Source organism: Pseudomonas sp. ML96, assembly GCF_000761545.1.
GTDB lineage: Bacteria > Pseudomonadota > Gammaproteobacteria > Pseudomonadales > Pseudomonadaceae > Aquipseudomonas.
Window position 1 is genome coordinate 1 of record NZ_JPMY01000042.1, and the last position, 25,826, is coordinate 25,826.

Below are 25,826 nucleotides of genomic sequence, written 5' to 3' on the forward strand. Positions count from 1 at the left end.
CCAATGCCGCGCCCACCGGCGCGGCACGGCGAAGCCATGCCCACAGAACAACAAGAAAGGAGCCTCACCATGTCGTACCCCAAGGCCGCCCTGGCCCTCGCACTGCTTGCCCCCTGGGGGCTGAGCCAGGCCATCGAGCTGAACGAAGACCTCGCCCTGTACCTGGATGCCGGCGTCTACAGCGACTACCGCACCCGCGGTATCTCGCAGACGCAGAACGATCCGGCGCTGCAGGGCTCGGCCACCCTCAGCCACAGCAGCGGCCTGTACGCCGGGGTGTGGAGCTCCAACGTCGACTTCGGCCTGGGCAGCAAGACCCGCCAGGAGATCGACTACTACGCCGGCTACAACTGGCAGATCAGCGACGACATCAGCCTCGACACCGCCTACTTCCAGTACGAGTACCCGCGGCAGAGCGCGCTCAACTACGGCGAGTACTTCAGCCAGCTCACCGCCTACGGTGCCAAGCTCGGTGCCTACTACTCGGACAACCTCGGCGGCGACCAGAGCTACCTGTACAGCTACGTCGGCTACGAGACCCTGTTGCCGGCCGAGGTGGCCCTGGACCTGCGCTACGGCAACGTCGACCTCAAGGACCCGTTGCTCCTCGACGGCAGCGGCGACACCCGCGACAGCTACCGCGAATGGCAGCTCAAGCTGAGCAAGGAGCTGTTCGGCCTGAACTGGTCGGCCAGCTACGTCGACACCGATCTCTCGGACAACGAGTGCGCCAACTACATGGGCTTCGACGACGTCTGCTCGGCGACCCTGGTGCTGGGTGCCAACAAGAGTTTTTGAGCCGGCCATGGGCCGCCGGCCCATCCGTCTCGCCAGGGAGCAGCAAGCCATTGATGGCGCAGCACAACCCCCAACGAGAAGAGGGACACACCATGTCTACGCGTCGCGATTTCATGAAGCACCTGACGATGGCCGCCAGTCTCGGCGCCGTCGCCTCCCTGGGTCTGGGCATCAGTGCGCCACGCGCGCGCGCCGCCCTGGCCGGCAGCTGGTACATGCCCGACGAGCACGCCCCGCAGGAGCGGGTGATCCTCGCCTTCGCCGCCTCCACGGCGATCTGGGAGGACTGGGCCACGCCGGTCAACGACTGCATCGCCCTGCTGGCCAAGACCATCGCCAAGTACCAGCCGGTGACCGTGCTGTGCCGCGCTAACCAGCTGACCCAGGCCAAGCAGAAGTGCGGCACCAGCAATATCAAGTTCCTCACCATGCCGCTGGATGATGTATGGGTGCGCGACTACGGTGGCTGCTTCGTGGTCGATGGCCAGGGTGGCCGCGGCCTGGTCGACTTCAACTTCAACGGCTGGGGCGGCAAGCAGCGCTCGAGCAACGACACCATGGTCGCTGACACCCTGAGCTACGAGCTGGACGCCAGCTACGTCGGCAGCCAGCTGGTGGGCGAGGGTGGCGGCATCGAGGTGGATGGCCACGGCACGGCGATCATGACCGAGAGCTGCTGGGTCAACAGCAACCGCAACCCCGGCATGAGCAAGGCGCAGATCGAGGCCGAGCTGAAGGCCAACCTCGGCCTGCGCAAGATCATCTGGCTGCCCGGCATCAAGGGCAAGGACATCACCGACGCCCACGTCGATTTCTACGCGCGCTTCGTCAAGCCGGGGGTGGTCATCGCCAACCTGGACAACGACCCCAAGTCTTACGACTACGCGGTGACCCGCACTCACCTGCAGATCCTGCAGAACGCCACCGATGCTGACGGCCGCAAGCTGGTGGTGCACACCCTGCCGCCACCCCTGAAGAAGCGCAGCAACGTCTACACCCAGAACAACCCGGACTTCGCCCCCGGCTACATCAACTACCTGCCGATCAATGGTGCAGTGATCGCTCCGCAGTTCGGCGACGCGGCGGCGGACAAGTACTGCAAGGACCTGCTCACCCAGCTCTATCCGGGCCGTGTCATCGTCCAGGTCAACATCGATCCGATCGCTGGCGGCGGGGGTGGCATCCACTGCGTGACCAAGAACATGCCGCGTCTGTGATCTAGCCTTTCCTGACCTGCTCCCATCGAGGGATCGACCAACTCCCTCGCACTTGTGCCATGCCCGTTCGGGCATGGCTTTTTTACTTGAGGATCGCTCCATGTTTCGCTGTCTGCCGCTCTGCGCGGCGCTGCTGGCGCCGCTGGCCCAGGCCGAGGAGGCCGCCAGCCTGCTGCTGCACAACGCCCGCATCTACACCGTGGATGCCGACCAGCCCTGGGCCGAGGCCCTGGCCGTGAGCGAGGAGGGCGAAATACTCGCCGTTGGCAGCCGCGCCGAGGTCGAGGAATACGCCGACGACGACACCGAGTTCGTCGACCTCGGCGGGCGCCTGGTGCTGCCCGGCTTCCAGGACAGCCACGCACATGTGCTGGACGCGTCGTCCGAGGCCCAGGGCTACTGCCCGCTGGAGGCGGACGGCACGCTGGAGCAGTGGCTGGACGAGATCGCCGGGTGCGCCGAGCAGTCCCGCAGCGAGTGGCTGCTGGGCAGCGGCTTCAGCCTGCACACCCTGCTCGACAGTGGTGAGAGCCCGCGCGCGCTGCTCGACGAGATCGCCCCCGACCTGCCCATCGCCATCATGGAAGAGACCTCTCACTCCTATTGGCTCAACAGCAAGGCGCTGCAGCTGGCCGGTTTCGACGGCGAGAGTGATGATCCCGAGGGCGGCGTGATCCTGCGCGACCCGCAGGGCAGGGCCACCGGCGTGGTGCTCGATAATGCCGGCGACCTGGTGATGGACAAGGCCCTGCCGCCTTCGAAGGCGCTACAGCAGCTGTATTACCAGGCGGTGCTGGACGGCCAGGACGAGCTGGCGCGCAACGGCATCACCTCGGTGGCCGACGCCCGCGTGTTCTGGCGCCGTGGCCATCTGGAGGCCTGGCAGAAGGCGGCGCGCGAGGATCGCCTCAAGGCGCGCACCAGCCTGGGCCTGTGGGCCTATCCACAATTGGACGATGGCGAGCAACTGGCCCAGCTCAAGGCGCTGTACCAGCCGGGCGATGAAGACGATCTGCTGCACATCACCCAGATCAAACTGTATGTCGACGGCATCGTGCACAACACCACCGCGCGCCTGCGCCAGCCCTACCAGCACAGCCTGGCCGGCGTCGATCCGCGCGGCCTGTACTACTTCGGCCCCGAGCGCCTGGCGCGCTACGCCCGCGAGCTGGCGGCGAGCGGCTTCGACCTGCATATCCACACCATCGGCGACCAGGCGGTGCGCGATGCGCTGGACGCCATCGAGCAGGCCGGCCGTGGTCGTCATCGCCTGACCCATGTCGAGCTGGTCGATCAGGCGGATATTCCGCGCTTCCGCCAACTGGGGGTGATCGCCGACTTCCAGCCCAGCCCGTACTTCACCCCGTCCTTCCTCAAGGACAACCAGCCGCTGATCGGCCAACGTGCCTACCAGATGCTGCCGATGCGCGCGCTGTATGACAGCGGCGCGCGGGTCACCCTGAGTTCCGACTGGGATGTGAACCCGCTGTCGCCGCTGGGCATCATGCAGAACGCTCTGGGCCTGGGTGCGCGTGGCCTGCCGAATCTGGACGCGGCGATCCGCGCCTATACCCTGGACGCCGCCTATACCCTGCGTCAGGAGGACAGTACCGGCTCGCTGGAGGTGGGCAAGCAGGCCGATCTGCTGGTGCTGGACCGTGACATCTTCAAGCTGCCGCCGGCGCAGATCGGCCAGGCCAAGGTGCTGTGGACCCTGCTCGGTGGCGAAGAGGTGTATCGCGCGGCGGGGTTCTGAAGCGGGCGTCAGCCCGGCTGCTGGGTCTGGCGCGCACGGCGCTCCAGCAGGTAGCCGAGCACGCCGCCGAGCAGGATGGGCAGCAGCGCGTAGATTGGGAAGAACACGATGCCCAGCGCCGCCTGGGCATCGGCGGCGAGGTCTAGCTGGTAGTGCGCCCAGGCCAGGAAGAGGAAGCCGGGCACGGCTGGCGCCAGCACCGATAGCGGCCGGCGGTAGAGCAGGCTGATCAGCAGGATGGCGCCCCAGGCGATGGCATTGAACAGGCCGAGGAACGTAGCGCCGCTGAGCCCCGTGTTGGTGTACTGGGCAAGCCAGCCGAGGCCGCCGGGCAGGCGGGCCAGATAGGGCAGCAGGATGCCGAGCAGCACTACCGCCAGACGCGCCTTGAGCATGTTCTACCTCGCCAGCCAACCGGTTTCGGCGAATGCTAGTCCAGGCGCGTGGCGCCGCACAGTCGACCCGTCTACAGCTTCAGCTTGCGAATCGCCTTGCCCAGCTCCTCCGCCAGGCCGACCAGCTCGCCGCTGGTGCTGGCCGAAGTCAGGGTTTGTTGCACGGTCTGCTCGGTGACATCGCGGATGCCCACCACCGAACGGGTCATCTCCTCGGCCACCTGGCTCTGCTGCTCGGCGGCCACGGCGATCTGCGTGTTGCTCTCGCGCATCAGCGCCACCGCGCGGGCGATGTCGCCCAGCGCTTCACCGGCGGCGTTGGCTTCCTGCACGCAGTGGTCGGCCTTGTGCGAGCTCTCCTGCATGAACTCCACCGCGTCGCGGCTGGCGGCCTGCAGGTTGCCGATCATGCGGGTGATCTCGTCGGTGGAGTCCTGCACGCGCTTGGCCAGGTTACGCACCTCGTCGGCGACCACGGCAAAGCCACGGCCCATCTCGCCGGCGCGGGCGGCCTCGATGGCGGCGTTGAGCGCCAGCAGGTTGGTCTGTTCGGCAATGCCGTGGATGGTCTCGACCATGCCGCCGATGGTGCGGCTGTCGTCGTTCAGGCGCTGGATCATCTCGGCGGTCTGCTGCACGCCCTGCGACAGGCTGGCGATGGCCTGGCTGGCACGGCCGACCACCTGCTGGCCGACGCCGCTGAGGCGATCCGCCTCGGTGGACTGGTCGCGGGTGTCGGCGGCGTGCTGGGCGATGTGGTGCACGGTGGCGGACATCTCGTTGATCGCGGTGGCGGCCTGGTCGGTTTCGCTCTGCTGGCCGAGCATGCCGCCGCGTACCCGCTCCATGCTGCCGGCCAGGCGCCGTGCGCCATCGTCGAGGCTGGCGGCGGCCTGGGCCACGGTGCCGACCACGCGCTGGTAGCCGGCCTGCATGGCGTTGAAGGCGTTGGCCATCTGGCCCACTTCATCGTTGCTGTTGAGTTCGGCGCGGGCAGACAGGTCGCCGCTGCGCTCGACGTGCAGCATCACGTCCTTGAGCTGGTTGAGGTGGCTGAGGATGAAGCGGATCAGCAACTGCGAGGCGCCGAGCAGGAGCAGCATCAGCACCATGACGCAGGCCGCGTAGGCGCCGGCGCGGGTCTCGAATATCTGCCACAGGCTCGGCGCGCTGGCGGTCACCGCCACGCGCTGGCCGTCGCCGGCGTCCTGCAGCCAGGCGCCGATCAACGGATCGTTGCCCCACAGGCCGTCATGTTCGAGGTCGACCCAGCCGCGCTCGCTGCCGCTTACACCGGGCAGCGCCGGCTTGCTGCCACGAGCGAAGCTGATTACGCGGGCATCCGCAGGTAGCGGCGCGGCCGCCGGCCAGCTGGCCAGCAGGCGCGCCGAGGCCTGCGCTGCTTCGCGTGCGGCCTCGGCGCGGCCTGCCTGTTCCTGCTGCATGGCGAACAGCACCAGCAGCAGAGTGGTGACGAAGGCCACCAGGTTGACCGCCCAGAACTTGTATTTGAGGGAGAGGTTGAGGATCCAGTTTTTCATGGTCTTTTTATCTGCACGCAGGAGAAGTGGCATTTCGCCACAGTTTGCCCAATCGCCGGCTGCGGACCTTGATCACGGTCAACGCTGCTGGGAACTCCGCTGAACGGTATGACCTCTCGTCGCTCATGCCCGGTTCAGGCATTGCGACAGACGCGCAATAACATAATCTGCGCCGGTCGCGCGGGCCTGGAGCCCGCGCCGTTGCGCTTCCCGGGGGATTTTCATGCATCTTTTCGTGCGTCGCTTCCTCCTGGCCTGGATGCTGGGAGTGGCCGCTGTCGGCCAAGCCTTGGCCGGCGATCTGCCGACCGAAACGCCAGTGATTGGCTCCACCACCCAGGCACCCTTGCCGGGCCAGTCGATCAGCGTGTTGTTCGTCGGCAACAGTTACACCTTCTACAACGACCTGCCGCAGATGGTGCAGCGCATGTCGGTCGAGGCCATCCAGCCACGCCCGCTGCAGGTGCGCGACGTGACCTTCGGCGGCGCCAGCCTGCAGGCCCACTGGCAGCGCGGCGAGGTGCAGAAGGTGATCGCCAGCCAGCACTGGGACTACGTGGTGATCCAGGACTTCAGCACCATGCCGGTGGATAACCCGGACCTGACCCGCGAGTACGTGCGCCGGGTGGCCGCCGCCGCGCGCAAGGCCGGCGCCCAGCCGATCCTCTACCTGACCTGGGCGCGGCAGGCCAAGCCGGCCATGCAGGCGCAGCTCGACAGCGTCTACACCGGCCTGGCCAACGAGACCCACGCACTGCTGGCGCCGGTCGGCCAGGCCTGGCAGCGCGCGCTGGCAGTCTCGCCGCAGCCGCAGCTGTTCATCGAGGACGGCAGCCACCCGAGCTACGCCGGTAGTTACCTGGCCGCTTCGGTGTTCTATGCGCTGATCTACGGCACGCCGCCGCCGACGCCTGCCGCCGAGCAGCTGGCCCACCTCGGCCAGATCAAACCGGGCGATCTGCAGGGCTATGCCTGGGCCGCGATCCAGTCCCAGGACCTGGCCCTGCGCACGGTGCCGCAGGAGCTACGCAGCCTGCCGGTGACTGCCACCCGCTGAGCCGTTCCGCAGCGTCTCGCGCCATCCACGGCGCGGGGCGCAACGCGGCGGCGGAATCTGCGACAATCGCGCCTTTGCCACGATTGCCCGCCCGCCGATGACCGACCACGCCTCCCTGCTGAAGAACCTCGACCTGGCCATGCAGGCCGATCGTCACCGCCTGCGCCGCCAGCTGCACGAGCTGCAGAAACAGCCGGACGAGGCCAAGCTGGCGCAGTGGCTGGAGCGTTTCCAGGCTTCCTGCGCCAAGGTTGAGGCGCGCAAGCGCAGCATCCCGACGATTCGCTACGACGACGCCCTGCCGATCGCCGCCAAGCGTGACGAGATCAAGGCCGCGCTGGAGAAACACCAGGTACTGGTGATCGCCGGCGAGACCGGCTCGGGCAAGACCACCCAGTTGCCGAAGATCTGCCTGGAGCTGGGTCGCGGCGTGCATGGTTTGATCGGCCACACCCAGCCGCGCCGCCTGGCCGCGCGTAGCGTGGCCACCCGCGTGGCCGAGGAGATCGGCACGCCGCTGGGCGAACTGGTCGGCTACCAGGTGCGCTTCGAGGACCACTCCGGCGACAGCAGCCTGATCAAGCTGATGACCGACGGCATCCTGCTGGCCGAGACCCAGCACGACCGCTTCCTGGAGAAGTACGACACCATCATCGTCGACGAGGCCCACGAACGTAGCCTCAACATCGACTTCCTGCTCGGTTACCTGAAGACTCTGCTGCCGCGTCGCCCCGATCTGAAGCTGATCATCACCTCGGCGACCATCGACCTGGAGCGCTTCTCCAAGCACTTCAACGGGGCCGGCCTTCCGGACGCGCCGATCATCGAGGTGTCCGGGCGTACCTATCCGGTGGAAACCTGGTATCGCCCGCTGGCCGCCGAGGTGGACGAGGAGGGCGAGAGCCTGCTCGACGACCTCACCGTCGACCAGGGCATCCTCGCCGCGCTGGACGAGATCTCCGCCCATGAAAGTGCAGAGGGCAAACGCCCTGGCGACGTGCTGGTGTTCCTCCCCGGCGAGCGTGAGATTCGTGACGCCGCCGAGGTGCTGCGTAAGGCCAACCTGCGCTTCACCGAGGTGCTGCCGCTGTACGCGCGGCTGACCCCGGCCGAGCAGCAGAAGATCTTCGCGCCCATGGCCGGGCGCAAGATAGTGCTGGCCACCAACGTCGCCGAAACCTCGCTGACCGTGCCGGGCATTCGCTATGTGATCGACAGCGGCACGGCGCGGATCAGCCGCTACAGCTACCGCGCCAAGGTGCAGCGCCTGCCCATCGAGGCGGTGTCGCAGGCCAGCGCCAACCAGCGCAAGGGCCGCTGTGGCCGGATCGAGCCGGGCATTTGCATCCGCCTGTACAGCGAGGAGGATTTCCTCGGCCGCCCCGAATTCACCGATCCGGAAATCCTGCGTACCAACCTGGCGGCGGTGATCCTGCAGATGCTCCATCTGCGCTTGGGCAGCATCGAGGACTTCCCCTTTATCGAGCCGCCAGATGGCAAGGCCATCAGCGACGGTTTCACCCTGTTGCAGGAACTCTCGGCGGTCAACCGCGAGAGCCAGCTCACGCCCATCGGCCGCCAGCTGGCGCGCCTGCCCATCGACCCGCGCCTGGGTCGCATGGTGCTGGAGGCGGCCAAGCTCGGCAGTCTCGATGAAATCCTCATCGTCGCCTCGGCGCTTTCGGTGCAGGACCCGCGCGAGCGGCCGATGGAGCGCCAGCAGGCCGCCGACCAGGCCCACGCGCAGTGGAAGGACGTCGACTCCGATTTCGCCGCGCTGATCAACCTGTGGCGCGGCTTCGAGGAGAAGCGCCAGGAGCTGGGCAGCAACCCGCTGCGCAACTGGTGCAAGAAGAACTTCCTCAATTACCTGCGCCTGCGCGAGTGGCGCGATGCCCACCGCCAGCTGGTGCTGATCGCCCGCGAGTTGCAGCTGTCCGCTGGCAAATCGGACGGCAAGCGCGAGCGCCCGGCTCAGGGCGAGCAGAAGGCCAAGCCGACCACCGACACCAAGGTCAATGTCATCGTCCGCGAGCAGGCCGAGGCTGGCGAGGCGGCGCAGCGCGCCAAGAGCTACGCCGCGGTGCACAAGGCGATCCTGTCCGGCCTGCTCAGCCAGATCGGCCAGAAGACCGAGGACGGTGATTATCTCGGCGCGCGCCAGCGGCGCTTCTGGATTCACCCGTCCTCGGTGATCGGGCGCAAGAAGCCGAGCTGGGTGATGACCGCCGAGCTGGTGGAAACCACCAAGCTGTTCGCTCGCCAGGTGGCCAAGATCGAGCCGGACTGGATCGAGCCGCTGGCCGGCCACCTGATCAAGAAGAACCACTTCGAGCCGCACTGGGAGAAGCGCCGTGGCCAGGTGGTGGCCTTCGAGCAGGTCACCCTGTACGGCCTGATCGTGGTCGGCCGCCGCCCGGTGCATTTCGGCCCGGTCGACCCGGTGGCCTCGCGCGAGCTGTTTATCCGCGACGGCCTGGTGCGCGGCGAGATCAACAGCCGCGCCAAGTGCCTGGCGGCCAACCGCGAGCTGCTGGAGCGCCTCGACGAGCTGGAGGCCAAGGCCCGTCGCCGCGACATTCTCGCCGACGAGGAAACCCTGTACGCCTTCTACGAGGCGCGCATCCCGGCCGAGATCCACCAGGCCGCCACCTTCGAGCACTGGTACAAGAGCGAGAGTACGAAGAACCCGCAGCTGCTGATCATGCGCGAGGAAGACGTGCTGGCGCGCGACGCCAAGGAAGTCACCGCCGCGCAGTACCCGGACATCCTCCAGCTCGGCGAGCTGCAACTGCCGCTGACCTACCACTTCGAGCCCAATCACCCGCGCGACGGCGTGACCCTGCGCGTGCCGGCGCCGCTGCTGCCGCAATTGCCGGCGGACCGCCTGGAGTGGCTGGTGCCGGGCCTGATCGAGGCCAAGGCCATCGCCCTGGTGCGCAACCTGCCCAAGGCGATCCGCAAGAACTTCGTGCCGGTGCCGGACTTCGTCGGCGCGGCCCTGTCGAAGATCGCCTTTGGCCAGGGCTCGCTGCCCGAATCGCTCGGCCGCGAGCTGACCCGCATGACCGGCGCCCGCGTTTCCGACGAAGCCTGGGAGGAAGCAGCGCAGCAGCTGGAAGCGCATCTGAAGATGAACCTGGAAGTGGTCGACGCCCGCGGCAAGTTCCTCGGCGAAGGCCGCGACCTGGCCGAGCTGACCGCGCGCTTCGCCGAGGCCAGCCAGGCTGCCCTGGCCATTCCGCAGCAGAAGCAGGAACAGAAGCCGGTCGAAGCCAAGGCCTTCGCCCAGGTCGCCGAGAAGACCCAGCAGAAGATCGCCGGCCTCTCCATGACTGTGTTCCCGGCGCTGGTGGAAGAGGGCGGGGTGGTCAAGGAAGGGCGCTTCCCGACCCAGGCCGAGGCCGACTTCCAGCACCGCCGTGCCCTGCAGAAGCTGTTGCTGCAACAACTGGCCGAATCGGCCAAGTTCCTGCGCGGCAAGCTGCCGGGCCTCACCGAGCTGGGCCTGCTGTATCGCGAAATGGGCCGGCCCGAGGCGCTGGTCGAAGACATCCTGCTGGCCAGCCTGGACGCCTGCATCCTCGACGGCGAAGCCAGCCTGCCCCGTGATGGCGCAGCCCTGGCGGCCCTGGCCGAGAAGAAGCGCGGCGACTGGACCGCTCACGCCGAGCGCATCGCCAAGCTGGTGCTGGACATCCTCAAACTCGCCCACGGCCTGCAGAAGCGCTTCAAGGGCAAGATCGACCTGGCCCAGGCCATGGCGCTCAACGACATCAAGCAGCAGCTGGCCAACTTGGTCTATCCCGGCTTCGTCCGCGAGACGCCGGGCGAGTGGCTGAAGGAAATCCCGCGCTATCTCAAGGCCATCGAGCAGCGCCTGGACAAGGTCGGCAGCCAGGTGCAGCGCGACCGCGTGTGGACCGGCGAGCTGACTGCCGCCTGGGAGCAGTACCAGGCTAGAGCCGCCAAGCACGCCCAAGAGGGCAAGCGCGACGCCGAGCTGGTGCTGTATCGCTGGATGCTCGAGGAATACCGCGTGTCGCTGTTCGCCCAGCAGCTCGGCACCAAGATGGCGGTGTCCGACAAGCGGCTGAGCAAGCAGTGGAGCCAGGTCGAGGCGTGATGGCATTCTGCATTCATGCCTGAGCAAGCTCGGCCGACACAGTTGAACCATCCATAGAAGATGGCGGGGAGTGCGGATTGACCTTGATCGAGAGACTGCAGCGCTTGCTCGACCCGTTGCACGGCATGCCCGAGGAGACGCGGCAGGAGTTCGCCTGCTGGTACAGCCAGGCCAAGCTGCCGCAGATCCGCTCGGTGGCCTTCCTGACCATGGTCCTGTACCTGATCTACGCCGCCATCGAGCAGAACGTGGCGCAGGATCATCTCGGCCTGCGCCTGCTCGCCCACGGCATTCTGGTGCCGCTGGCGCTGCTGGCAGTCGGCGTGGCTAGTTACTTCCCTGCCTGGCACCGCTGGATGCTGGCCATCCTGTGCGTGGCGCCGGTCAGCGCGGTGCTTACCAACCTCGCCTTCAACCGTGGCAGCCCGGACTTCGCCTACTTCGTGCCGGAGATCTACCTCAACCTGATGTGGACCTTCACCGTCTCCGGCCTGACCCTGCGCCAGGCCACGCTGACGGCTTCCTGTTCGGCGCTGGTGCTGATGGCGCTGACCCTGGTCGACGCCCTGCAGCCCGGCGCCCATCGCCTGCACTTCATCTGGGTGCTGGCCGCGTTCTCCTTCGGCCTGCTCTGCGCCATGGTGCTGGAGAAGGCGCACAAGACCATGTTCCTCGACCAGGGCCGCCTGGCCCTGAGCGCTAGCATCGACGGCCTCACCGGGCTGTGGAACCGCGCGCGCATCGACCAGCTGTTCGTCGAGGAAATCGGCCGCGCCCAGCGCTACGGCACGCCGTTCTCGGTGATCCTGCTGGACATCGACCACTTCAAGCACGTCAACGACCACCACGGCCACACCGTGGGTGACAGCGTGCTGCGCCAGTTCGCCGCGCTGCTGCGCGACAACGTACGCGCCAGCGACAAGGTCGGCCGCCTGGGTGGCGAGGAATTCCTCATCATCCTGCCGGAGATCGACGCCGAGCAGGCGCAGGCCGCCGCGCGCACCCTGCAGGCGCGTATCCGCCAGTTCGACTTCGACACCGTGCTGCGCAAGACCGCCAGTTTCGGCATCACCCAGTTCCGTGGCGACGAGAGCCCGCAGCACATGCTCGATCGCGCCGACCGCGCGCTGTACAAGGCCAAGGCCGGCGGCCGCGACCGCATCGAAGTGCACTGATCGAGATCAAGGGCCGCGGTGCGGCGCCTGCGTAAGCTGTGGCCAGCGCAATCAGCGAGGCACGGCATGGCCAAGAAATTCCCGCTCAACCCGCCGCATCCCGAACGCCTGTGCTGGGGCTGCGACCTGTACTGCCCGAGCGGCGCGCTGGCCTGCGGCAACGGCGCCGAACGCACCATGCACCCGGTGGAGACCTTCGGCGAGGACTGGTACAGGTTCGGCGATCTGGCCATCAGTCCCGAGCCCGGCGCCAAGCACCTGGAGCCGCCGGCGGCCACGCGCAAGTAAGCGCCACTCAAGCCTTGTCATCATCTGCCGCTCGACCCGCCGGCCCCAATCGGGCAAGGTGGCGCTCCCCGCAACGCCCCGGAACCGTCATGTTCGAACTCCAGACCATGAGCCCCGAGCTCTACCGCCAGCAGACCCGCCGCAGCACCTTCGTCATCATCGCCATCTTCCTGGCCCTGGCCATGCTCTGCGCCACCGCCAGCACAAAGCTGTTCGGCGGTCCGCCCGGCGACAACTTCAAGTGGAACCTGCTCGGCGTGCTGTTCGGCATGGGCCTGACCATCGGCGTGGTGCGCCTGCAACTGTGGCACCGCCCGTTCATGGCGGCGGCCGCCTACGGCTGGGGCCTCAAACGCAGCCTGATGCGCGTGACCAACGTCATGCACCATGTGAAGGTCGGCGTGGCGGCGGGCGACGAGAACGCCTTCAAGCTGCTGCGTTTCTACCACCTGGGCCTGCGCCAGATGTACCAGTTGGACGGCAACACCAGCGAGCTGAGCCAGCTGGTCCGCGAGATCGATGCCCACCGCGAGCTGATGGAGCAGCGCGGGCTGGACGTGGAGCAGAAGCACCTCGACCTGGCCTGGATAGAGGCAGTCAAAAGCATCAAGGTCTGAGAACCTGTTTACGATCTCCTGGCTCGCGGCCATACGGCGTTAAAAACGCTCTCGGAATGCTCATTTACCATTCGTAAACTGCGCTTCCTCGGGCGTTTTTGCCTTGTCTGGCTCTAATCCAGAAGATCGTAAACAAGTTCTGAACCCCACCGAGTAGCCGAGCATGCACGCCTGCCTCATCGTCGACGGCCAACCGCAGCCAGCCACCCAGCCCGCCCAGTGTGTGCCCTGGTGGAGCTTCACCAAGACGGTGCTCGCCGCCACGGCCCTGAGCCTGGTGCGTGACGGCCTGCTCGACCTCGATGAGCCGCTCGCCGAAGGCCCGTTCACCCTGCGCCAGCTGCTGCGCCACGAGACCGGGCTGGCCGACTACGGTGAGCTGGCCGAGTACCACGCCGCCGTCGCCCGCCACGACGCCCCCTGGTCGGCCGAGGACATGCTGCAGCGCCTCGACGCCACGCGCCTGCGCTACCTGCCGGGCGAAGGCTGGCGCTACTCCAATGTCGGCTATCTGTATGTGGCGCGGCTTATCGAGCGCAGCACCGGCCTGGCTCTGGGCGAGGCGCTGCAGCAGCGCCTGTTCGCGCCGCTGGGCCTGAGCCAGGTGCGCCTGGCCACCACCCCGGCCGATCTGCAGGGCGTGGACATGGGCAGCGCCAGCGCTTACCACCCCGGTTGGGTCTACCACGGCCTGCTGGTTGGCCCATTGGGCGAGGCGGCGCTGCTGCTCGACCGCCTGCAGAACGGCGATCTGCTGCCGCCTGACTTGCTGCAAGCCATGCGCGAGGTGCGGGTGCTGGGCGGGCCGATCCCCGGCCGGCCATGGACTTCACCCGGCTATGCGCTGGGCCTGATGCAGGGCCCGGCAGATAACGGCCTGCTGCTGAGCGGCCACACCGGTGGCGGGCCGGGCAGCGTGGTGGCGGTCTACCACTGCGCCCAGGGTGAGCGCTCAGCCACCTGCGCGGTGTTCGCCGCCGGTGCGGAAGAGGGCAAGGTCGAGGCGGAAGCCGTACACCAGCTGGCCGCCGCGCTCGCCGCCCCGCGCTGATCGGCGTCTAGAGCAACAGCGCCAGCCAGGTCGAGACCAACAGCAGCAGTGCCAGTGCCTGATTGAAGGTGCGCAGGCGTTGCGGCGACTGCAGCAGGCGCGCGCTGCCGACGCCGAGCAAAGCCCAGGCGCTCATGCTCGGGATCGCCAGCAGCAGGAAGATCAGCGACAGCTGCAGCACCCGCGCGACCTTGTCCTCGCTGCCGGCGGCGAACACGCTGACCACCGCGACCGCCATCATCCACACCTTGGGATTGACCAGCTGCAGCAGCGCCGCGCCCAGCGGGCCCAGTTCGCGCTGGCCGCTGGCCTCGGTGTTCAGCGGCTTGGCTGCGCTGCGCCACAGCTGCCAGGCCAGCCAGCTCAGCCACAGCGCGCCGAGCCAGCTCATCGCCAGTTGCACGCGCGGGTAGCGCAGCAGCGCCTCGCCCAGGCCCAGCCCGACCAGCATCACGATCAGCGCTGCCGCAATGCACGCGCCGAGCACCAGCGGCCAGGTGGCGCGCAGGCCGAAGCGCGCGGCGTGGCTCAGCGCCAGGATATTGGTCGGTCCCGGCGTGATGGTGGCGACGAAGGCGAACAGCAGGAAGGGCAGCAGGCTTTGCATGGCTCAGGCCCTCCCGCCGCGAATGAAGTGGATACGACGCATGACAGGATCTCCTCGTTGATTGAGAAGAATGGTGCGATGTAGCGGCGGGTCAGTCTGGAAGCTTTGAGCAGCGGCGGCGGTAGTCGGCGGGGGTGAGCTGGTAGGCGCGGCGGAACCAGCGGCCCAGGTGGCTCTGGTCGGCAAAGCCGAGGGCGCTCGCCACATCCGCCGGCGTCTCGCCACGGGCCAGGCGCTGGCGGGCCTTGGCCAGGCGCAGCTGGATCAGATAGGCATGCGGCGCCACGCCGAAGGCACTCTTGAACGCGCGGCTGAGGCGGAAGCGATCCACCCCGCAGGCCTGGGCCAGCTCATCCAGGCCGATGTCGCGGTCGTAGTGCGCGTGCAGGTAATCACGGGCGCGCTGCGCCACCAGCGGCAGGCGCGGGTCCGGGTTCTCCCGTTTGCGCCACTGCAGGCGGCTGGTCATGGTGCCGAGCAGGTCGTCGATGGCGGTCTGCCGCACGATGCGCAGGTCGCCCTCGTGCAGCGTGTGGAAGGCGCGGAAGATGGCGCCGGCCAGGCGGCTGTCGCTATTCAGGATGCTGGCGAAGCTCGGCGTGCTATCCGCCGGCGCATGCTCGAACAGCGCGTGCAGCTCGCGCTCCAGCCATTGCGGGTCGATGTACAGCATCGAGTAGGTGAAGCCTTCCTCGGTCGGCGCATGGCCGTCGTGGATCTCCCCCGGCTCCAGCAGGATCACCTTGCCCGGCGTGCTCATGTGCTTCTCGCGCCGGCAGTTGAACTGCTGCACGCCCTGCTCGGTGACGCCGACCAGGTAGCTGTCGTGCCAGTGCGGGTCGTAGGCGTGGCCCTCGAAATGGGCACGGATCGACTCGATGCCGGTGTCGGCATCCTGCTTGAAGTCGATCCAGTTGCGTGTGCTCACGGCGCGTTCCGCTGGCGGTGAAGGGGGCGAGTCCCGACCTTAACCGGTTTGCGCGGCCGGGTTTAGAAGATTCGTGCAGGGCGCCGGGCCGTTCGTCCGCCCGGCTCAGCCCTGCTGCACATCGCTCAGGGTGCGGCCGAGGAAGTCGCGGATCAGCACTGCCGCCTGCTGCAGGTGCGTCTCCAGCAGCCAGTGGCCGCCATCCTCGAACAGGTGCAGCTCGGCGTCCGGCAGGTCGCGCAGGTAGGCGCGCGCCGCGCCTTCGGGCATGTAGCCGTCGCGCGGGCCCCAGAGGATCAGCGTCGGCGGCTGGTGCTGGCGCAGGTACGCCTGGTAGTGCGGGAACCAGGCCAGGTTCTCCCTGAGCCCGGCGATCACCTGCAGGGCGATGCGCTTGCGCAGCGGCGTGGTCAGCGCCCAGTGCAGCTGCCACAGGTCCGGCGCGATGCGCGCCGCCACTGCCGGCTCCACCTCGTTGAGGAACTCTTCGCGGTAGCCGGCCAGGCTCACCGCCTCGGCCAGAGTGCCGAGCGCCTCCTCGCTGGGGTTGGCGAAGAACTGCTTGAGCGTCGCATAGCGCGGCCCCAGTTGATCCTCGTAGATATCGCCGTTCTGCACGATCAGCGCAGTGATGCGCTGCGGCCGGCTGATGGCCTGGCGCAGGCCGATCTGCGAGCCGAAGTCGTGCAGGTACAGGGCGAAGCGCTCGACGCCCAGGTGCCCGACGAAGCGCGCGAGGAAGTCGGCATAGCCGTCGAAGTCATAGGTGAAGTCGTAGGGCGTGGCCGAGTAGCCGCAGGCGGGAAAGTCCGGCGCCAGCAGCCGCCAACGGTCCGCCAGCAGCGGCATCAGGTTGCGGAACTGGTAGGAGGAGCAGGGGTAGCCATGGGGCAGCAGGAGCACCGGCGCATCGGGCGGGCCGGCCTCGCGGTAGAAGACCTCGACGCCATCGAGGTCGAGGCGTTGGTGCAGAACCTGGGTGGGCGGTTGCATGGGACCTCCGCGAAGGGTGGCTGGTCCCGTCTATGACCGCGTTGGCCGGTGGCGGATAGGCCGGTCTGCCGGATGGTCGCGGCTACGCGCCTCAGCGGCCGGCGATGTCCTTGATATAGAGGGCTTCGACCTTCTCCCGCGCCCAAGGCGTTTTGCGCAGGAACTTGAGGCTGGATTCGACGCTGGGCTCGTGCGTGAAGCAGCGGATGGCGATGAGCTGGCCGAGGCGGTCCCAGCCGTGTTTGTCGACCAGGGCCTGGAGGATGGCTTTCAGGGTTAGGCCGTGGAGGGGGTCGTTGCTCATCGGGGTTTGCTCGGGGCTGGGGGCGTTGGGGCGGGCACTGTAACTCCCCTCTACCATTTACGGGAGAGGGGATGGCTAGGTGGATATTTTTCTGGGGTTTAATCCAAGCTTTCACCCGTTTAAACACGATCTGGAAATAGAGCGTGCCGTGAAGTTCACTTTGACTGCCATGGTTTACGCCGTTTAAAGAATTTTTTTGGAGGTGTAGATAGATTTTTTTGTTTGGCTGCGCTTTTTATAACTCTTTCCTTTTCTGGATGGAAATTTACTGCGGCTTTGAATGTGAACATTTCGTCTTCTGGCATTCCTAGTGAGTAAAATTCCTTTTCTCGAGCTTCCTCGGTTTTTAGATAATTGATGAATTCCTCTACGCGCTCTAGACGAACTTGAACTCTAGATAAGCGGTCCCCTTTGTTGAAGAGGTTGTATTCTTTTTTTGCTGCCTCGGTAAGGTAGTTACTTGTTTGTTCTGAATATATTCCGCAGTCTGTGCAGATTAGGTCAAGATAGGAGAAGTAAAAGGCCAATTCATTTATCATGTAGATTCCGTAATTCGTTATTTTTACGCTATCTACATTTTCTGAATATGTGTCTAGTCTGTTGTTTGCTTCTATGAAGCCGTGTTTTAGCAGGATGTCTGTATTTTTTTCGAAATCATCAACCATGTTAAATGTTTCTGCAAAGTAAGAGCGTAATTCGGCGGTTGATAAATAAGATGGGGTCGATGATTCTACTGTTTTTGCAAGTTTTCTTAGGATTCTAAGGGCTGTAAAGTGAGAGCTGTTTCTGTTGGAACGTAATTGATAAATGTTCGGTATGTCGCTTAGGTTCTCATCATAGAAATAGCGGGTGGGGATCATCACTGGTTTTATAACCTGATGTATTTGGAAGTCCCATCTTCCAGCCGAAATCATCTCATCTACGTTAGTATATCCGGACAGCAAAAAGCTTCTAAAAAGATCTAGCGAAAGGCGTATGTCCCCATGGGCGCATGCGGAGAGAAAACTATTTAGCGGTGACTGATCGTTTGAAAATGCTTTATTTAGTATTTCTAAGTACGTTGAGCAATCTTGTATTAATTTGTTGTCTTGGCTGGGGATTATTTCAGGTCGTTTATAGTCGTTTTGAAGTAGGCTTATTGTATAGTCCAGGCGTCTTTTGAATACTTCTGAGGGTCTAGGGGAGCTAATGTGGAAGCCAGAATTTTGAAAGGCGTCTAGGACTCCGTGAATTTTTGAGTCATAGAACCTTTCCTCCCTCATGGATATTAAAGTGGCGCATCCAAGTTCATTGGATATTTCTTGGGCCGAAGAGAAGCAAAAATCTTGGACTGTAGATGAGTACTGGTCCGTGTTGTCGACAACTACAATTATCCCCTTGTCTAGTGTGCTCCAGTAATTCGCGACTTTCTTAATGCAATATTTTTTATCGGATTTCCATTCGGAGACTAACTGGTTTAGCTTTACATTAAATGTTTCTGATTTTGGATCTAGGCCTGAGAGATCCTGTTTCAATGCTACTTGGAATTTGTCGTTGAATAATCTTTCGATGAGTTCTCCTCTGGGGGCGTCTAGAAGTTTTTCTTTGTCAACTTCATCGATAAGTGTTTGCCAGATGGATTCTCTTATCACCTGTATGTCTTCGGGTGTTTTTAATAAATCTATGATTGCGATAATTGCATGTTCTTTTAGCCATCGTGGAGGGTTATGATGAAGAAGACGTTTAATGAATGTGGATTTTCCCGCTCCTTTCCCTCCAAACAGAACAAGAACTTCTCCATGTTTTTTGTTTTTGAGATTTTTTGTTAATTTTCCACCGAGTTGCCCTCCTTTTCCGGTGTCGCCAAGCTGTTGAATGTTGTGGGACTCTAGGTATGGGGTCAATGAGTCTTGTATCAGGCTCCTCATTCCCTCGTGTGTGTTTTGGTACTCTCTCTGAGATACATAGCAGCGCTCCATGAACTCTGTGTCATGATCTTTTATTACGCCAAAATAGTGATTTGCTATAGGTCGAAGTGAAGATGCTAGACGGTTAGCAGTAATCGTATGTGCGTATGATGGTATTTTCTCTTTTGGGAAGAAAATTCCTCGGTCTTTTGGGTGCGTGCTATTTAGCAGGGAAGGCAGTGTCGAATGTTCGTTTATTGCGGTGAATGAGAATGTGTTTATTGCTTTTGTGTAGTCTTTTTCAAAATAAGAGAGGTCCCTGATTACAAAGGCTTGTAGGGTTTCCCATTTTTTTCCTTTTTCGAAACTCTTGAAGAATATCCAAGAGTGTCCGTTTGTAATGCATGCGTACTCGCATCCGCTATCAAAGCAATATGCTCTCACTTGATTCATTGCGGATTTTATATTTGTATTTGTGATTAATTTGCTTATTTGTATGAAGCAGGAGGTTTCGTCTTGTTTGTGGGGGATTGGTAATTCGAAAAAAGTACCTTCTTTCTTGGCCTCAATGAATAGTAATGCTTCCCCATTTTGTTTCTTTAGTATGTAGTCAGCATATCCTGAGTGAATGTGTTCTTCTAGTGATACTCTATTTCTGGGCCAGGAAAGAATATTGTGAATTATGACGTCGATAATTTGGTGGCGTGTATCTGCTTCGTTTAAATTCTTGCTTTTTATTTCTTGGATTAGTGCTGGAATTTTTTCGAGAGGTTCATTCATTTTTGAAGTCTGCTGTTTTTGTTTTTTAGGTTCGTCAAAACCATCTGCACCATATGAGAAATTCATGAATTTAAATGCGGTGCACGGGAACTGATTACTTACAAGGAAGAGCTAAATGGAGCGAAATATTTAACTAGGGGGGATGCTTAGTGAATGTATGAAAAGAAAGCAGCTTCCAGAATCCAAAGCGCATAGCGAGTTCCTTGTCGCGCCGACTTACTCGGCTAACTGGCCTATGGGCCAACATCCTATTCGGTGATGCGTTCTGGCTGGCGCATCGCCATTAGCGTTTGCCGAACTTATCCAATGAGAAGCCCGTCACGCAACTTGTCCTTTCGTTCTATAGGGAGATCGAGTGCCGCTTCGCTGTCATTCCGACCATCCACCATGTCCTATCGACAGCGATTCAGTGCTGTCATAGCGACCTCTATTTTTCTCAACTAACTGAAATTAAACAGAAAAATACCTGGCACAAATCCTGAGTAGCTCCCGGCGCAACGCCTATACAACGGAGAAACTCAGATGAATCGCTTTGCCTTGCTTGCTTTCACTACCGGCCTGTTGGCCGTGCAATCCATTCAGGCCGCCCAGGTGGTGGCGGAGAAGGAAGAGAACTCGGTCGGCACCGGTTTCGGTGGGCTGACCGGGTTGATGGTCGGCGCCGCTGCTGGTGGGCCGATTGGGGCCGTGGTCGGCGCGGCGGTCGGTGGCTGGAGTGGGGCGCAGGTGCAGAGCGCCAGCGGCAACACCGGCACTGCCTACATCGTGCGCGACGACGAGGGCGAGGAACGCTGGATTCGCTCGCCCAAGCAGCGCTTCGAGCCGGGCCAGCAGGTCGAGCTGCGCCAGGGGCGAATCCTCTATCGCTGATTTCTTTGCCTTCGCTCCGGGCGCCGCCCGGGGCGTGACTCTCTCTTTCTGTTTCCGAGGTAGTGATGAACAACGAATTCGAACAACGCCTGGCGGTGGTGACTGGCGCCAGTTCCGGTATTGGTCTGGCTGTGAGCGAGTTGCTGCTGCAGTGCGGCGCGCGGGTGCTGGCGATGTCGCGCCGGTTGGGTGGTTTGGAGCCGCTGCTGGCGCGTTATCCCGAGCAGCTGTTCTGGCAGGAGGGTGACGTGACCAGCGATGCCTCGCTCAAGGCGCTGGCCGAGCGCGCCGCCGAGCTGGGCGAGGTGCATTACCTGGTGCCCAACGCCGGCATCGCCAAGCTGGCGCCGGGTAGCGATCTGCAGGCTTTCGATGAGCAGTGGCGGGTCAACGGTGCCGGCGCGGTGAATACCTTCTATGCGCTGAAGGCGCAGCTGGCCGGGCCGGCGTCGGTGGTGTTCATCAGCACCTTCCTGCGTCACCTGGGCTTCGTCGGCCTGGGCGCCTATATCGCCAGCAAGGCGGCGCTGTCGGCGCTGGTGCGCAGCCTGGCGCTGGAACATGCGGGCGAGGGCGTGCGCCTGAACCTGGTGTCGCCGGGGCCGACCGCCACGCCGATCTGGAACAGCCTGGGCCTGCCGGACGAGGCGCTGGCCGGGGTCGCCAGCGAGGTGAATGCGCGCCTGGTGGATGGCGAGTTCCTCAGCTCCGAGGCGGTGGCCGAGGTGGTGTTGTTCCAGCTGTCTCACGGCGCACGCGGTGTCTACGGCCAGGACTGGGTGGTCGACAAGGGCTACACACTCCGCTGAGAACCTGCTCATGCTCTCCTGACTCGCGGCCATACTGCGTTAAAAACGGCCTCGGAATGCTCATTTACACTTCGTAAACTCCGCTTCCTCGGCCGTTTTTGCCTTGTCTGGCTCTAATTCAGAAGAGCCTGAGCGGGTTCTTGGCAGTTCTATAGCCGGAACGCTCGGCCATGCGCCGTCCTCCAATTCATACCGGGACCGTCCCGTGGAGGTGATGCATGAAACCGAGCCAACCGGCCAACCCGCCGCCAGTTCCACCCAAGCATTCCAACGAACCGCCACCGAAGGAAGAGCAGCCGGACGAGTCGATCACCGGCGAGCAGCCGCGCAGCCGCTCCAACGAGGGCGACCCGCAAGACCTGCCCGAATGAGGCCTTGCGCGCCGCGCAGGCCGGTGCGCCGAGCGCTGCAAATGGCCTTCCGCCAGCGGCGCTGATGGCGCTTTCGCATCGTTCTCGCGGCCGGGGCAGCTCGTCCGGCTTGGCCGCCGGTCGGTGAACTCGACGGGTGTCACGCGGTCAGTCACCCGTCGGCCTTTTCGCGCACTGCGCGGGTGCCGGCATGTTCGCGCCCGCGTTGCGGGCTTCGTTCCTCTGTCTGGTGAAGATTGCCCATGCTCCTGTCCCGTCTGTATTCCGCGACTGCCTTTTCCTTCCAACCCCGTGTCCTCACCGCTTGCCTGTTGGGCTCGCTGTGGGCGGCGGGCGTGCAGGCCGAGGAGGGCGCGCAGAGCTCACGCTGGGTCAGCGACAGCCTGAACACCTATGTGCGCAGCGGCCCCACCGATGGCTACCGCATCGTTGGCTCGCTCGCCTCCGGGCAGAAGGTCGAGCTGCTGCGCAGCCAGGGCGACTACAGCCAGGTGCGCAGCGACAACGGCGACAGCGTGTGGATTGCCACCCGCGATCTGCAGAGCGTGCCCGGCCAGGCCGAGCGCCTGCCGCAACTGGAGCAGAAGGTGGCCGACCTGAGCGCCGAGCTGAAGGGCATCGACGACACCTGGAAGACCCGTGTGCAGGGCATGCAGGAGACGCTGGATTCGCGCAAGACGCTGATCGACGAGCTGCAGGTGGCGCGCACCGAGCTGAACAGCCAGCTGACTCAAGCCCAGGCCGACCTGCGCGAGGCTCAGGCGCAGCTGGGCGACGAGAACAAGCAGGTGCTGATGCGCTACATGGTCTACGGCAGCAGCATCGCCGGCGCCGGCCTGCTGGCCGGGCTGGTCCTGCCGACCATGCTGCGCGTGCGGCGCAAGCGTAATGACGGCTGGGTGTGAGGCTGATCGAGAATTAACCGGCCAGGCGCGGCGGAGTCTGTATAGTGAGGCGCTCATCTGAGCAAGGAGCGCCGCCATGTACGAACCGATCAACAGTTCATTGCAGCTGAAGCTGGATGAGCAAATCGAAGCGTTCCTGACCAAGGGCGGCGAGATCACCCAGATCGCCATTGGCACTACCGGCCTCTCCGCCGACTCCAGGAAGGCCCACTGGTCCAAGCCCCAGGCCAAGAAGCCGGAAGCCAAGTCCTAGAGGCTGGCTTCAGCTCCCAACCGGTACCTCAGTCTTCGGCGCCGGCGCGTTTCAGCAGTTGTTTGCAGCGCTCGGACAGATGCACCACGCGCAGGTGCTTGCCGGCGCGTTCGTAGCGCTCGCGCAGGGTCTTCAGCGCGGCGATGGCCGAGTAGTCGACGAAGCTCAGGTGGCGGCAGTCCAGGGTCACCTGCTGCGGATCGTTGGCCACGTCGAACAGGTTGAGGAAGGGCGTGGTGCTGGCGAAGAACAGCGTGCCGTGGGCGCGGTACAGCTTGCTGCCGTCGGCTTGCTCGTCGCTGTCGGCGTACAGCTCGCGGGCGTGATGCCAGGCGAAGTTCAGCGCGGCGACGATGATGCCGCAGAGCACGGCGGTGGCCAGGTCGGTGAACACGGTGATCACCGTCACCGCGCCGATCACCAGCACGTCGTTGGCCGGCACCTTGCCGAGCACGCGCAGCGAGCCCCAGGCGAAGGTCTGCTGCGACACCACGAACATCACCCCGACCAGCGCGGCCAGCGGGATCAGCTCGATCAGCGGTGAGAGGAACAGCACGAAGAGCAGGATCATCACCCCGCTGACCACGCCGGACAGCCGGCCTCGGCCGCCTGAGCTGAGGTTGATCACGGTCTGGCCGATCATCGCGCAGCCGCCCATGCCACCGAACGCGCCGGACACCACGTTGGCCGCACCGAGGGCCACGCACTCGCGGTTGGTGTGGCCGCGGCTCTGGGTGATCTCGTCGGTGAGGTTGAGTGTGAGCAGGGTTTCCAGCAGGCCGACCAGGGCCATCAGCGCTGCATAGGGCGCGATGATGCGCAGGGTTTCCAGGTTCCAGGGAATGTCCGGCAGGGCGAATTGCGGCAGGCCGCCGGCGATCTGTGCCATGTCGCCGAGGGTGCGCGTGGGCAGGTCGAGGAAGTACACCAACAGGCCGACGCCGAGGATCGCCACCAGCGCCGGCGGCACCGCGCGGGTCAGCTTGGGTAGCAGGTAGACCACCGCCATGGTCAGGGCCACCAGGCCGAGCATCCAGTACAGCGGCGTGCCCTTGAGCCAGCCTTCGCCCTCGTGGAAGTGCTCCAGCTGCGACAGGGCGATGACGATGGCCAGGCCGTTGACGAAGCCGAGCATCACCGGGTGCGGCACCATGCGCACCAGCTTGCCCATGCGCAGCACGCCGAACAGGATCATTAGCAACCCGCCGAGCAGCACCGTGGCCAGCAGGTACTGCACGCCGTGTTGCACCACCAGCGCGACGATCACCACCGCCATCGAGCCGGCCGCGCCGGAGATCATCCCCGGCCGCCCGCCGAACAGTGCAGTGATGGTGCAGATGATGAACGCGCCATACAGCCCCATCAGCGGATTGAGCTGCGCCACCAGGGCGAAGGCGATGCACTCGGGCACCAGGGCGAAGGACGAGGTGAGGCCGGCGAGAACGTCGGCGCGCAGACGGGCGATTTTCATGGGCTATGCGAGAGCGGCGGGAACGAGGGCGGATGGTACGGGGCGGCGGCCGCTAGGGCCAGCCGCACTGTGCAGATAGTGATCAGTTCAGCCGGTAGCGCGCCAGTTCCTGCGCGGTAAGCACCTTCATGCGCTGCGGCTCGATGGCCTGCATGTCGCTGGCCAGGCTCGGCGCCACGCCCATCTTGCTCAGGTAGCCGCTCACGTTGTACGGCATGCCGGCGCGGCTGGACTGGGCGGAGTCGCCGGCGGGGAAGGGCGGGCGGTGGATGGCGACGTGGCCTTTCACCGTCTTCTTCAGGCCGGCGGCCAGCAGGTAGACGCAGCTGCCCTGGCACACGCCGGTGGACGGCACCAGGCTGTCGAAACCGGTCTCGCGTAGCAGGCGGCCCATGCGCATGGCCTCGGCAGCGCTGCCACCGATGCTGTCTAGCAGGACAATCTTGCGGGCGAATTTGCCGGGGTGGGCGCGCAGGCCCTTGAGCAGGGCGTCGTAGTCGCCGGGGGAAATCTCCTCGGAGACCTTGGCCACCAGCACGCGGCCAAGAGGCTTCTGTTCGCCGGACTCGACCTCGACCTTGGCGAGGACGCTGGTGCTGCTGAGCGCCGCAAGGCAGAGGAGGGCGGCGCGAACGAGGGTACTGCTCATAGGGACTACGGGTTCTGGCTGATTCGACTGGGCGCAGAAGATACCCGGAGCCGCCGCGCGATGCATCTACCGCCGCGCGGGTTCCAGCCGCACGGCTTGTGAACGACCACTCGCCAGTGGCGTGGTGCTCGACAAGCCGTGACCCGTGGCCATCAGCCGCGTTTGGGAATATTCAAACCGCGCTGCACCGCCGGGCGGCTGAGGAAGGCGTCGAGCACGCGGCGCACGTTGGCGAAGCGCTCGAAGCCGACCAGCTCGCCGGCCTCGTAGAAGCCGATCAGGTTGCGTACCCAGGGGAAGATGGCGATGTCGGCGATGCTGTATTCGCTGCCCATCACCCAGTCGCGGCCTTCCAGGTGCTGGTCGAGCACGCCGAGCAGGCGGGCGGACTCGGCCACGTAGCGCTCACGCGGGCGCTTGTCCTCGTAGTCCTTGCCGGCGAATTTGTGGAAGAAGCCGAGCTGGCCGAACATCGGGCCGATGCCGCCCATCTGGAACATCAGCCACTGGATGGCCTGGTAGCGCTGGGCCGGGTCCTGCGGCAGCAGTTGGCCGGTCTTGTCGGCCAGGTAGATGAGGATGGCGCCGGACTCGAACAGGGCCAGCGGCTCGCCGTTTGGCCCGTTAGGGTCGAGGATGGCGGGGATCTTGTTGTTCGGGCTCAGCGAGAGGAATTCGGGGGTGAACTGGTCGTTGGTCTCGAAGCTGACCAGGTGCGGCTCGTAGGCCAGGCCCAGCTCTTCCAGCATGATCGACACCTTGACGCCGTTGGGCGTGGGCAGCGAGTAGAGCTGCAGGCGCTCGGGGTGCTGGGCGGGCCACTTGTGGGTGATGGGGAAGGCGGACAGGTCGGTCATGGGGTTCCCTGATTCGGTTGGGTGGTGCGGCGATCAGAACATCTCACGCGCGGCGGATGAAATCGAACCTTGTGCTAATGGCCATCGACCCGGCTGATCCGCCGCAGGTTCCCTGCGCGGAG

Annotated in this window: 24 protein-coding genes; 14 read left to right on the forward strand and 10 right to left on the reverse strand. The window is 64.2% G+C overall.

Going from position 1 to position 25,826, the window contains the following annotated elements; all coding sequences use genetic code 11:
• Window positions 1-69: 69 nt before the first annotated feature.
• The 3 genes from IP89_RS20135 (at window position 70) to IP89_RS20145 (ending at window position 3,771) form a co-directional block, all read left to right on the forward strand.
• The gene (locus IP89_RS20135; RefSeq protein ID WP_043311520.1) at window positions 70-798 is read left to right on the forward strand and encodes a TorF family putative porin; all 729 of its coding nucleotides are present in this window, start codon (window positions 70-72) and stop codon (window positions 796-798) included.
• A gap of 92 nt (window positions 799-890) precedes the next feature.
• Entirely contained in the window at window positions 891-2,015 is a 1,125-nt protein-coding gene (locus IP89_RS20140; RefSeq protein WP_043311522.1) for an agmatine/peptidylarginine deiminase, read from the forward strand.
• A gap of 100 nt (window positions 2,016-2,115) precedes the next feature.
• Entirely contained in the window at window positions 2,116-3,771 is a 1,656-nt protein-coding gene (locus tag IP89_RS20145; RefSeq protein ID WP_052081155.1) for an amidohydrolase, read from the forward strand.
• A gap of 8 nt (window positions 3,772-3,779) precedes the next feature.
• On the opposite strand, the gene IP89_RS20150 is transcribed toward IP89_RS20145, so the two are convergent.
• Both IP89_RS20150 and IP89_RS20155 read right to left on the reverse strand, forming a co-directional pair.
• Window positions 3,780-4,166: a hypothetical protein gene (locus tag IP89_RS20150; protein ID WP_043311523.1), complete on the reverse strand. Its 387-nt coding sequence runs from the start codon at window positions 4,164-4,166 to the stop codon at window positions 3,780-3,782.
• 71 nt (window positions 4,167-4,237) lie between these two features.
• Window positions 4,238-5,707 (reverse strand): methyl-accepting chemotaxis protein, encoded by a 1,470-nt coding sequence (locus IP89_RS20155; RefSeq protein ID WP_043311524.1) that lies wholly within the window; start codon window positions 5,705-5,707, stop codon window positions 4,238-4,240.
• A 223-nt stretch (window positions 5,708-5,930) separates the two neighbouring features.
• On the opposite strand from IP89_RS20155, the gene IP89_RS20160 reads away from it, so the two are divergent.
• From IP89_RS20160 to IP89_RS20185, 6 genes are all read left to right on the forward strand, one after another.
• A complete protein-coding gene (locus tag IP89_RS20160) occupies window positions 5,931-6,764 on the forward strand; it encodes an SGNH/GDSL hydrolase family protein (protein WP_052081156.1) in 834 nt (277 codons plus the stop codon).
• Between the two features lie 97 nt (window positions 6,765-6,861).
• Complete coding sequence (hrpA, locus tag IP89_RS20165) at window positions 6,862-10,890, forward strand: ATP-dependent RNA helicase HrpA (RefSeq protein WP_043311525.1); 4,029 nt, start codon at window positions 6,862-6,864, stop codon at window positions 10,888-10,890.
• Between the two features lie 83 nt (window positions 10,891-10,973).
• Window positions 10,974-12,065 (forward strand): diguanylate cyclase, encoded by a 1,092-nt coding sequence (locus tag IP89_RS20170; RefSeq protein WP_256203173.1) that lies wholly within the window; start codon window positions 10,974-10,976, stop codon window positions 12,063-12,065.
• Window positions 12,066-12,131: 66 nt separating this feature from the next.
• Window positions 12,132-12,353, forward strand: coding sequence for a DUF3079 domain-containing protein (locus tag IP89_RS20175; protein WP_043311526.1), 222 nt, complete (start codon window positions 12,132-12,134; stop codon window positions 12,351-12,353).
• A gap of 89 nt (window positions 12,354-12,442) precedes the next feature.
• The gene (locus IP89_RS20180; RefSeq protein WP_043311527.1) at window positions 12,443-12,970 is read left to right on the forward strand and encodes a DUF3087 domain-containing protein; all 528 of its coding nucleotides are present in this window, start codon (window positions 12,443-12,445) and stop codon (window positions 12,968-12,970) included.
• 163 nt (window positions 12,971-13,133) lie between these two features.
• On the forward strand, window positions 13,134-14,021 hold the full coding sequence (locus IP89_RS20185; protein WP_043311528.1) for a serine hydrolase: 888 nt from the start codon (window positions 13,134-13,136) through the stop codon (window positions 14,019-14,021).
• Window positions 14,022-14,028: 7 nt separating this feature from the next.
• Here IP89_RS20185 and IP89_RS20190 read toward each other — a convergent pair whose 3' ends face one another.
• From IP89_RS20190 to IP89_RS23440, 5 genes are all read right to left on the reverse strand, one after another.
• The gene (locus IP89_RS20190) at window positions 14,029-14,628 is read right to left on the reverse strand and encodes a LysE family translocator (RefSeq protein ID WP_043311529.1); all 600 of its coding nucleotides are present in this window, start codon (window positions 14,626-14,628) and stop codon (window positions 14,029-14,031) included.
• Between the two features lie 91 nt (window positions 14,629-14,719).
• A complete protein-coding gene (locus tag IP89_RS20195) occupies window positions 14,720-15,556 on the reverse strand; it encodes an AraC family transcriptional regulator (protein WP_043311530.1) in 837 nt (278 codons plus the stop codon).
• A 105-nt stretch (window positions 15,557-15,661) separates the two neighbouring features.
• On the reverse strand, window positions 15,662-16,549 hold the full coding sequence (locus IP89_RS20200) for an alpha/beta fold hydrolase (RefSeq protein ID WP_043311532.1): 888 nt from the start codon (window positions 16,547-16,549) through the stop codon (window positions 15,662-15,664).
• 91 nt (window positions 16,550-16,640) lie between these two features.
• Window positions 16,641-16,853: a VF530 family DNA-binding protein gene (locus IP89_RS20205; protein ID WP_043311533.1), complete on the reverse strand. Its 213-nt coding sequence runs from the start codon at window positions 16,851-16,853 to the stop codon at window positions 16,641-16,643.
• A 155-nt stretch (window positions 16,854-17,008) separates the two neighbouring features.
• A complete protein-coding gene (locus IP89_RS23440; protein WP_156115093.1) occupies window positions 17,009-19,585 on the reverse strand; it encodes a P-loop NTPase fold protein in 2,577 nt (858 codons plus the stop codon).
• A gap of 456 nt (window positions 19,586-20,041) precedes the next feature.
• Between IP89_RS23440 and IP89_RS20210 the strand changes: the two genes are divergently transcribed.
• From IP89_RS20210 to IP89_RS23575, 5 genes are all read left to right on the forward strand, one after another.
• A complete protein-coding gene (locus tag IP89_RS20210; protein ID WP_043311534.1) occupies window positions 20,042-20,389 on the forward strand; it encodes a hypothetical protein in 348 nt (115 codons plus the stop codon).
• A gap of 65 nt (window positions 20,390-20,454) precedes the next feature.
• On the forward strand, window positions 20,455-21,198 hold the full coding sequence (locus tag IP89_RS20215) for an SDR family NAD(P)-dependent oxidoreductase (protein ID WP_043311535.1): 744 nt from the start codon (window positions 20,455-20,457) through the stop codon (window positions 21,196-21,198).
• A 218-nt stretch (window positions 21,199-21,416) separates the two neighbouring features.
• Window positions 21,417-21,569, forward strand: coding sequence for a hypothetical protein (locus IP89_RS23445; RefSeq protein ID WP_156115094.1), 153 nt, complete (start codon window positions 21,417-21,419; stop codon window positions 21,567-21,569).
• A 242-nt stretch (window positions 21,570-21,811) separates the two neighbouring features.
• The gene (locus IP89_RS20220) at window positions 21,812-22,474 is read left to right on the forward strand and encodes a TIGR04211 family SH3 domain-containing protein (protein ID WP_043311536.1); all 663 of its coding nucleotides are present in this window, start codon (window positions 21,812-21,814) and stop codon (window positions 22,472-22,474) included.
• A gap of 76 nt (window positions 22,475-22,550) precedes the next feature.
• Window positions 22,551-22,727: a hypothetical protein gene (locus IP89_RS23575; RefSeq protein ID WP_177326910.1), complete on the forward strand. Its 177-nt coding sequence runs from the start codon at window positions 22,551-22,553 to the stop codon at window positions 22,725-22,727.
• 28 nt (window positions 22,728-22,755) lie between these two features.
• On the opposite strand, the gene IP89_RS20225 is transcribed toward IP89_RS23575, so the two are convergent.
• From IP89_RS20225 to IP89_RS20235, 3 genes are all read right to left on the reverse strand, one after another.
• A complete protein-coding gene (locus IP89_RS20225; RefSeq protein ID WP_043311537.1) occupies window positions 22,756-24,198 on the reverse strand; it encodes a SulP family inorganic anion transporter in 1,443 nt (480 codons plus the stop codon).
• Window positions 24,199-24,280: 82 nt separating this feature from the next.
• Window positions 24,281-24,847 carry a periplasmic-like protein gene (locus IP89_RS20230; RefSeq protein ID WP_043311538.1) on the reverse strand — a complete coding sequence of 189 codons (567 nt, stop codon included), beginning with the start codon at window positions 24,845-24,847 and terminating at the stop codon, window positions 24,281-24,283.
• A gap of 152 nt (window positions 24,848-24,999) precedes the next feature.
• The gene (locus IP89_RS20235) at window positions 25,000-25,704 is read right to left on the reverse strand and encodes a glutathione S-transferase N-terminal domain-containing protein (RefSeq protein ID WP_043311539.1); all 705 of its coding nucleotides are present in this window, start codon (window positions 25,702-25,704) and stop codon (window positions 25,000-25,002) included.
• Window positions 25,705-25,826 lie beyond the last annotated feature (122 nt).